The 6,495-nt window shown below is 45.2% G+C and carries 7 protein-coding genes; 5 read left to right on the top strand and 2 right to left on the bottom strand.

Annotated features, from left to right (window positions below; all coding sequences use genetic code 11):
• Window positions 1-2 precede the first annotated feature (2 nt).
• The 4 genes from OSCI_RS01500 to OSCI_RS01485 all read left to right on the top strand — a co-directional run bounded on the left by OSCI_RS01500 (window position 3) and on the right by OSCI_RS01485 (window position 2,690).
• On the top strand, window positions 3-1,403 hold the full coding sequence (locus OSCI_RS01500) for a gluconeogenesis factor YvcK family protein (protein WP_007353072.1): 1,401 nt from the start codon (window positions 3-5) through the stop codon (window positions 1,401-1,403).
• An 88-nt stretch (window positions 1,404-1,491) separates the two neighbouring features.
• Complete coding sequence (locus OSCI_RS01495; protein WP_007353071.1) at window positions 1,492-1,941, top strand: bifunctional alanine racemase/tRNA (adenosine(37)-N6)-threonylcarbamoyltransferase complex ATPase subunit type 1 TsaE; 450 nt, start codon at window positions 1,492-1,494, stop codon at window positions 1,939-1,941.
• Window positions 1,942-1,984: 43 nt separating this feature from the next.
• Window positions 1,985-2,374: a hypothetical protein gene (locus OSCI_RS01490; RefSeq protein WP_007353070.1), complete on the top strand. Its 390-nt coding sequence runs from the start codon at window positions 1,985-1,987 to the stop codon at window positions 2,372-2,374.
• Window positions 2,364-2,690 (top strand): hypothetical protein, encoded by a 327-nt coding sequence (locus tag OSCI_RS01485; RefSeq protein WP_007353069.1) that lies wholly within the window; start codon window positions 2,364-2,366, stop codon window positions 2,688-2,690. Before OSCI_RS01490 ends, OSCI_RS01485 begins: the two co-directional genes overlap by 11 nt.
• A gap of 13 nt (window positions 2,691-2,703) precedes the next feature.
• Here the strand turns inward: OSCI_RS01485 and OSCI_RS01480 are convergent, their stop codons facing one another.
• Complete coding sequence (locus OSCI_RS01480; RefSeq protein ID WP_007353068.1) at window positions 2,704-4,035, bottom strand: dihydroorotase; 1,332 nt, start codon at window positions 4,033-4,035, stop codon at window positions 2,704-2,706.
• 224 nt (window positions 4,036-4,259) lie between these two features.
• On the opposite strand from OSCI_RS01480, the gene lepB reads away from it, so the two are divergent.
• A complete protein-coding gene (gene lepB / locus OSCI_RS01475) occupies window positions 4,260-4,874 on the top strand; it encodes a signal peptidase I (RefSeq protein ID WP_007353067.1) in 615 nt (204 codons plus the stop codon).
• A 166-nt stretch (window positions 4,875-5,040) separates the two neighbouring features.
• Here lepB and OSCI_RS01470 read toward each other — a convergent pair whose 3' ends face one another.
• Window positions 5,041-6,408 carry a dihydroorotase gene (locus OSCI_RS01470; RefSeq protein ID WP_007353066.1) on the bottom strand — a complete coding sequence of 456 codons (1,368 nt, stop codon included), beginning with the start codon at window positions 6,406-6,408 and terminating at the stop codon, window positions 5,041-5,043.
• Between the last annotated feature and the right edge of the window lie 87 nt (window positions 6,409-6,495).

Below are 6,495 nucleotides of genomic sequence, written 5' to 3'. Positions count from 1 at the left end.
CCATGTCAATTAGTTCGCTTCCTAAAGCTCTCCGCGCCCTTGTTAAAGCAAAACAGACCTTTGCTCTGCATCCTGACCGTTCCAGCCGCTCATACCGTGTTGGTCGCGTGTACCAGTGGTTTAAGTGGTTGGCCCCTGGATTGCTGGTGAAACGCTGGCTGCTTTTAAGTGCGGGGGGCGTAATCCTCACCAGTCTGGGCCTAGCGATTTGGACTGGAATGACCCCAATTTTTTACACCCTTCAGTTCCTCAAACATTTTTTGGGATGGATTACGGCCGTCGTACCCAATTATATCTCCGGCCCACTGATGCTCATCGGGGGTATTCTTTTCATCCTTTGGGGTCAAAACCGTAGCTTGAACTCGATTACAAGCGTGCTGATGCCAGAAGGGGACGAGGAATTGGTCGATCGCCTTCTCAATCACCGCCGCTTGCACCGAGGGCCGAAGATTGTGGCGATCGGTGGTGGTACAGGTCTTTCTACTTTGTTGAGGGGACTTAAAGATTACAGCGCTAATATTACAGCGATCGTCACCGTAGCAGATGACGGCGGCTCTTCTGGGCGATTGCGCCGGGAAATTGGGGTTTTGCCACCGGGAGATATTCGCAACTGTTTGGCAGCTTTGGCAGATGAAGAAAAGTTATTAACTGAATTGTTTCAATATCGGTTTCGGGCCGGTGACGGTTTAGTTGGTCACAGTTTTGGGAATTTATTTTTAACGGCGATGAGCGATATTGCTGGAGATTTGGAACAGGCGATCGCAGCTAGTTCTAAAGTCTTAGCCGTTAGAGGACAAGTACTCCCTGCTACTCTCAGCGACGTTCATCTGTGGGCGGAATTAGCCGACGGTCGCAGAATTGATGGCGAATCCAGCATTACAGAAGCTAATGGTAAAATTCTCAAAATTGGCTGCACTCCGGCTAATCCTCCAGCATTGCCAAGAGCTTTACAAGCAATTAAAGAAGCTGATTATATTATTATTGGCCCTGGTAGTCTCTACACGAGTGTAATTCCGAATCTTTTAGTATCTGAAATCGCAGAGGCGATCGCATCTCGCCAAGTTCCCCGCATTTATGTCTGCAACATTATGACCCAACCCGGCGAAACTCAAGGATATACTGTCGCCGACCACATCCGCGCTATTGATAACGCCTGCGGTCAACAGCTATTTGATGCAGTAGTAGTACAACGCAAAGTTCCTTCTGCAAAAGCCATAATTCGCTACTCTCTAGAAGGCTGCAATCCAGTTATTTTAGACCGCGAGGAAATCACGAGATTAGGACGGAGAATAGTTTTCACTAATGTTATGGATGAAGATGAGAAAACTGGTTTAGTGCGGCACAATTCTCAGCGGTTAGCAAGAGTCCTGTTACGATGGTACAGCAAGGCTCAAAATAATTAATTGGACTTGGAATGTAGCTTTGAGTTAGAAACATAGACAATTCCTTGACAATTCCTTTGTACTCAATAACTGTTATCGGGGCTTGAATATGAAAATCTCTCTGCCAAATGCTGAGGCCACGCGCTGTTTAGGGATGGCATTGGGGAGATCGCTCCCCCCAGGTAGCGTAATTTTATTAGAAGGAGATTTAGGTGCGGGCAAAACTAGCCTAGTTCAAGGAATCGGTGCAGGATTGGGAATTAAAGACTCGATTGATAGTCCCACTTTTACCATAATTAATGAGTATTTAGATGGTCGCGTTCCTCTTTATCACTTGGATTTGTATCGATTGGAAATTAGGGAAGTGGAGACATTAAATTTACAAGCTTACTGGGAAGGGATAGAAATGCCTCTGGGAATTGTGGCCATTGAATGGGCAGAAAGGTTACAATATAAACCTGATAATTATTTGCAGATTTGTTTGACTTATCAGGATCGGGGGCGGCAAGTTGAGATAGTTGGGATTGGAGAATTAGCGGATTTTAAATTGGAGATTTGAGATTTTTTATTTGTTTCAAGTTTACCATTAAACAAACAATCCCATGACTGATATCTCCAATCCCAACCAACCCTTTGACGACTCACAACTTAGACAACTTCGAGCAGCTTATGTCGAAGAAGTAAAGGCTCTAACATCAATAGTTACAGAACTTCGGGCGGTTGGGAGAACTGATGAAGAGATAGCCATAGAGGTATATAGACTGCGGCGAGAGATTGGGGTAAAATATAAAGACCTAACTCCACTTCCACAACGAGAAGTAATTTACAGGCGGAATCTTGAACTGTACGGTAATGAGCTCGGCCCTACTTTTGAGTATCTCCGCAATATACAAAATAAGACTTGGGAGGAAATCATTGAGAGTGCCACGAGAACAAATCCCCAATACAATCGACGATTTGGTGTAGAAAAAGAGCAAAAAAATGAAAATTAGACAAGTTCCCCATTACGTCAAACCTGACGAGTTAATGATAGTTGTCGAGACAGAAGATGAAAACGAATCATGTCTCGAGCGACTTGAAAAAATTTTCATAGAAAATTTTTCAGCCATCAAAACTGAAGAATTAGTTATGGGAATAGACCAAATTTACATAGACTTCAAGATTGAAGACCGTCTAGTGACATTAGCATGGGATTCTATGGCAGGCATTTCTATTCATTGCGATCTTCCTGAGCTCAGAGAGAAAATTTTTAAACACTTACAGAGAATTAGTCCCCAAAATCTCAGCCCAATTATCTCCAATGTATAAACTGTATTCATGCTTAATCTGGATCGAATGTCAAGGCTTTTCCCCTAACATTTGTATTCAATTTCCCTTGTTCATAAACTACTTGACCTCCCACGATAGTCACGCTCGGCCACCCAGTCAAATTCCAGCCTTCAAAGGGACTCCAACCACACTTTGTCAATAATTCTTCCCGCAAAACAGGGCGATAATTCTCTAAGTCTACTAACACTAAATCCGCATCATAACCAGCCGCGATCGCACCCTTATTCGGAATCTTATAAGCCTTAGCTACAGCCGCAGACATCCAGTTAGCAACTTGGGCAACTGTACATTTTCCCTCCATAGCTTGCGTCAGCATTAAAGGCAAAGAAGTCTCAACTCCAGGCATCCCTGAAGGCGTATTTGGATAAACTTTAGCCTTTTCTTCTAAAGTATGGGGTGCGTGATCTGTGGCGATAAAATCAATTACGCCGTCCAGTAAAGCTTGCCAGAGAATTTGGTTATCTTGCGGCGATCGTAGAGGCGGATTCATCTGAGCTAGCGTCCCAATTTGCTGATAAGCACTTGTATTTAACAACAAGTGTTGTGGCGTAACTTCTGCCGTTACCCAACTCGGTTTATCTTCACGCAATAACTCGGCTTCTTCCCCAGTCGATAAATGCAGTATATGCAGCCGTCTTTGATATTTATGCGATAATTTTAAAGCCAACTTAGTCGCTAATAAAGCCGCTTCATTGTCCTGAATTTGTGAGTGGATAGCAGGATCTATACTTCCTGCAAATTCCTGCCGCCTTTGTTCAATTCTAGCTTGGTCTTCAGCATGAACGGCAATTAACCGCTTGCCATTACTAAAAATTGCCTCTAACTTCTCTTCCCCACCCACCAATAACGGGCCGTGCATCGAACCCATAAAAATCTTAATCCCTGGTGTCGGATGAGCATCTAGTAGATCGGGCAAATTTTCAGCAGTTGCGCCGATAAAAAAACCATAATTAACTAAACACTTTTCAGCGGCACGCCTGAGCTTATCATCTAAAGCAGCTTGAGTAGTAGTCAGCGGCCGCGTATTTGGCATTTCTAGAAATGATGTCACGCCACCCTTTGCACAAGCACTGCTAGCTGTAAACAAATCTTCCTTGTGTTCTAACCCTGGTTCTCGGAAGTGTACTTGCGGGTCAATAACTCCTGGTAACAAAGTTAAACCATTCGCGTCTATTTCTCTGTCAACACCTCCATCAAGGCTAGGGATTTCAGACGCGACTTGGACTATTTCTCCACCGCATATCCCAACATCGCCCGTCATCAACTCACCGTTAGGTAAAAGGATACGAGCGCGGCGAATAAGCAGGCTTGACGGTGTTGGCATAATTTTGAGCTAAAGTTAATTGTTAAGGGTTAACAGTTAACGGTTAACGGTTAACTGTTAACTGTTAATTGTTATAATTTATAGTATTCACATACAAATAGCAATAGAATTGTCCAGAGGCAGGTGAAAAAGTCCTGTTACGGTCTTTCATCTCTGAACTAAAGTTCAGAGGGTTTTCATGCCATTCTGTTATAATTTGTACCCAGTCCAGTCATTAAAAGCTTATGCCTCGTCCAGACAAGCCAGCAGCAGATGATAATTCCTCTCAAGACCGCGAAAATCCCTGGATAGAAGGACTCAAGACGATTGGCTTAGCAGCAGTCTTGGCCTTTGGCATCCGTACCTTAGTTGCTGAAGCTCGCTACATTCCTACAGGCTCAATGCTGCCAACGTTGCAGATTAACGATCGCCTGATTATAGATAAGCTGAGTTACCGCTTTCAAGAGCCGGAACGGGGAGATATTGTGGTATTCATGCCTCCCGACTCTGCGAGTCTGTGTACGGGACAGCCACCCCCACTGAAAGATGCTTATATTAAGCGAGTAATCGGACTACCTGGAGAACAGGTGGAGGTTAAGGAGGGAAAGGTCTACATCAATAATCAGCCTATTCAGGAAAAGTATATTGAAGAAATCCCGCATTACCCCTATGGGCCTGCGATCGTACCCAAAAATTCTTACTTAGTGCTCGGCGACAACCGCAATGCTAGCTGTGACAGCCATTACTGGGGTTTTGTCCCTAGCGGCAATATCATCGGCCGTGCAGTTGTGCGTTTTTGGCCTCCTAATCGTGCTGGATATGTAAATCCCGATCCTCTCTATCCCACTAAAACGAAATAGTTAACTGTTAACTGTTAACTGTTAACTGTTAACTGGTAATTGATAATTGGTAATTGATAATTGGTAATTGGTAATGGCTAATCCCTCCTACTTACCTTCCCCATCTCCTCCCTCTCCCCCATCTTCCCCATCTCTTCCCTAGCCTCTAGCCCCTAGTCCCTAGCCCCTAACCGCCTTGGCGGTTCCATGTTTTCACAACTTTGCCGATAAGTTGTTGACCTAACCAAGGGGTATTTACAGAGAGGGATTTGAGGCTTGCCTGTTCGACTTTCCAACTCTGTTGAGGGTTAAACAAAGTCAATTCCGCAGAGATTCCGGGTACTGCGACGGCGGGAGTTTGTCTGATACAAAGGGATGGCCCTGCACTTAAAACCCGCCACAATTCCAAAGCAGACAATTGGCCTGTCTCAACTAATTTATGCCACAGTAAAGACAATGCTAATTCTAAGCCGATCGCCCCTGGGGGAGCATCTGCAAAGGCAACGGTCTTTTCTTCATAAGTATAGGGACTGTGGTCAATAGCGATCGCATCGATCGCTCCCTCCTTCACCCCTCGAATTAACGCTAATTGGTCATCAGGATTACCTAAAGGTGGTTCTAAGCGTAAACTAGGGTCATAAGGAAAGGAAAATCTCCCCCACTCCCCATCTCCCCCGCTCCCCTGCTCCCCCGCTCCCCTGCTCCCCATCTCCCCCGCTCCTCCGCTCCCCCACTCCCCAATCCCGGCGATCGCATCCGTATTTAACAATAAGTGCATCCAAGTTGTACTCGCAGTTACAGGTAATCCTCGTTTCTTAGCGGTTTTAATGAGTTCGACACTGCGATCGCAAGAAACGCGCATAATATGGACAGGAGTACCCGTCGCCTCAACTAATTCCAATAAAGCTGCTAAAGCCGAAGTTTCTGCGATCGCGGGATTTCCGGGCAAACCCAAAGTAATTGACTGCACTCCCTCACGGGCAGCCCCATTTCCTGCTAATCTGCGATCGCACGGCCAAAAAGCCACAGGCAAATCAAAAGGCTTCACATATTCCAACAAACGTCTCACTAGAGCCAGATTAGACAGCGGCAAACCATCAGTAAACCCGATTACCCCCGAATCCGCCAAATCTGCCAGCTCTGCCATCTGTTGCCCTTCTAAACCCAAGGTAAGAGCACCCCAGAATTGGATTCGAGCCTGCGGATTGGAGACTTTAGATTTTAGCAAAGCTAAACCCCCCGGACGATCTAACGGCGGTGTCGTCGTCGGTAAAATCGCCAACCGCGTAAACCCACCAGCCACCGCAGCTTTGATTAAAGATTCCAGAGTTTCCCGTTCTTCAAACCCCGGTTCCCCGCTGTGGCTGTAAATATCCACCAATCCAGGCCCTAAAATTAGACCTTGGCATTCCCGTACTTGAGTATCTGGCGGCCAGTCAGAAATACTTTCCTGAATTGTTTTAATATCACCGTTTGCGATCAGAACATCAGCAATTTTATCGGTTCCAGAAACGGGATCTAACACCCGCACTTGTTGCAGCAGTTCACAATTCATAATAGCACTTGTTAGTTGTTAGTTGTTAGTTGTTAGTTGTTAGTTGTTAGTTGGTAATTGCTAATTGCTAATTGCTAATTGCTAATT

The organism is Kamptonema sp. PCC 6506, assembly GCF_000180455.1.
GTDB lineage: Bacteria > Cyanobacteriota > Cyanobacteriia > Cyanobacteriales > Microcoleaceae > Kamptonema > Kamptonema formosum.
Note: the sequence above shows the minus strand (reverse complement) of the source record. Positions and strands in the feature narration are given on the sequence as shown.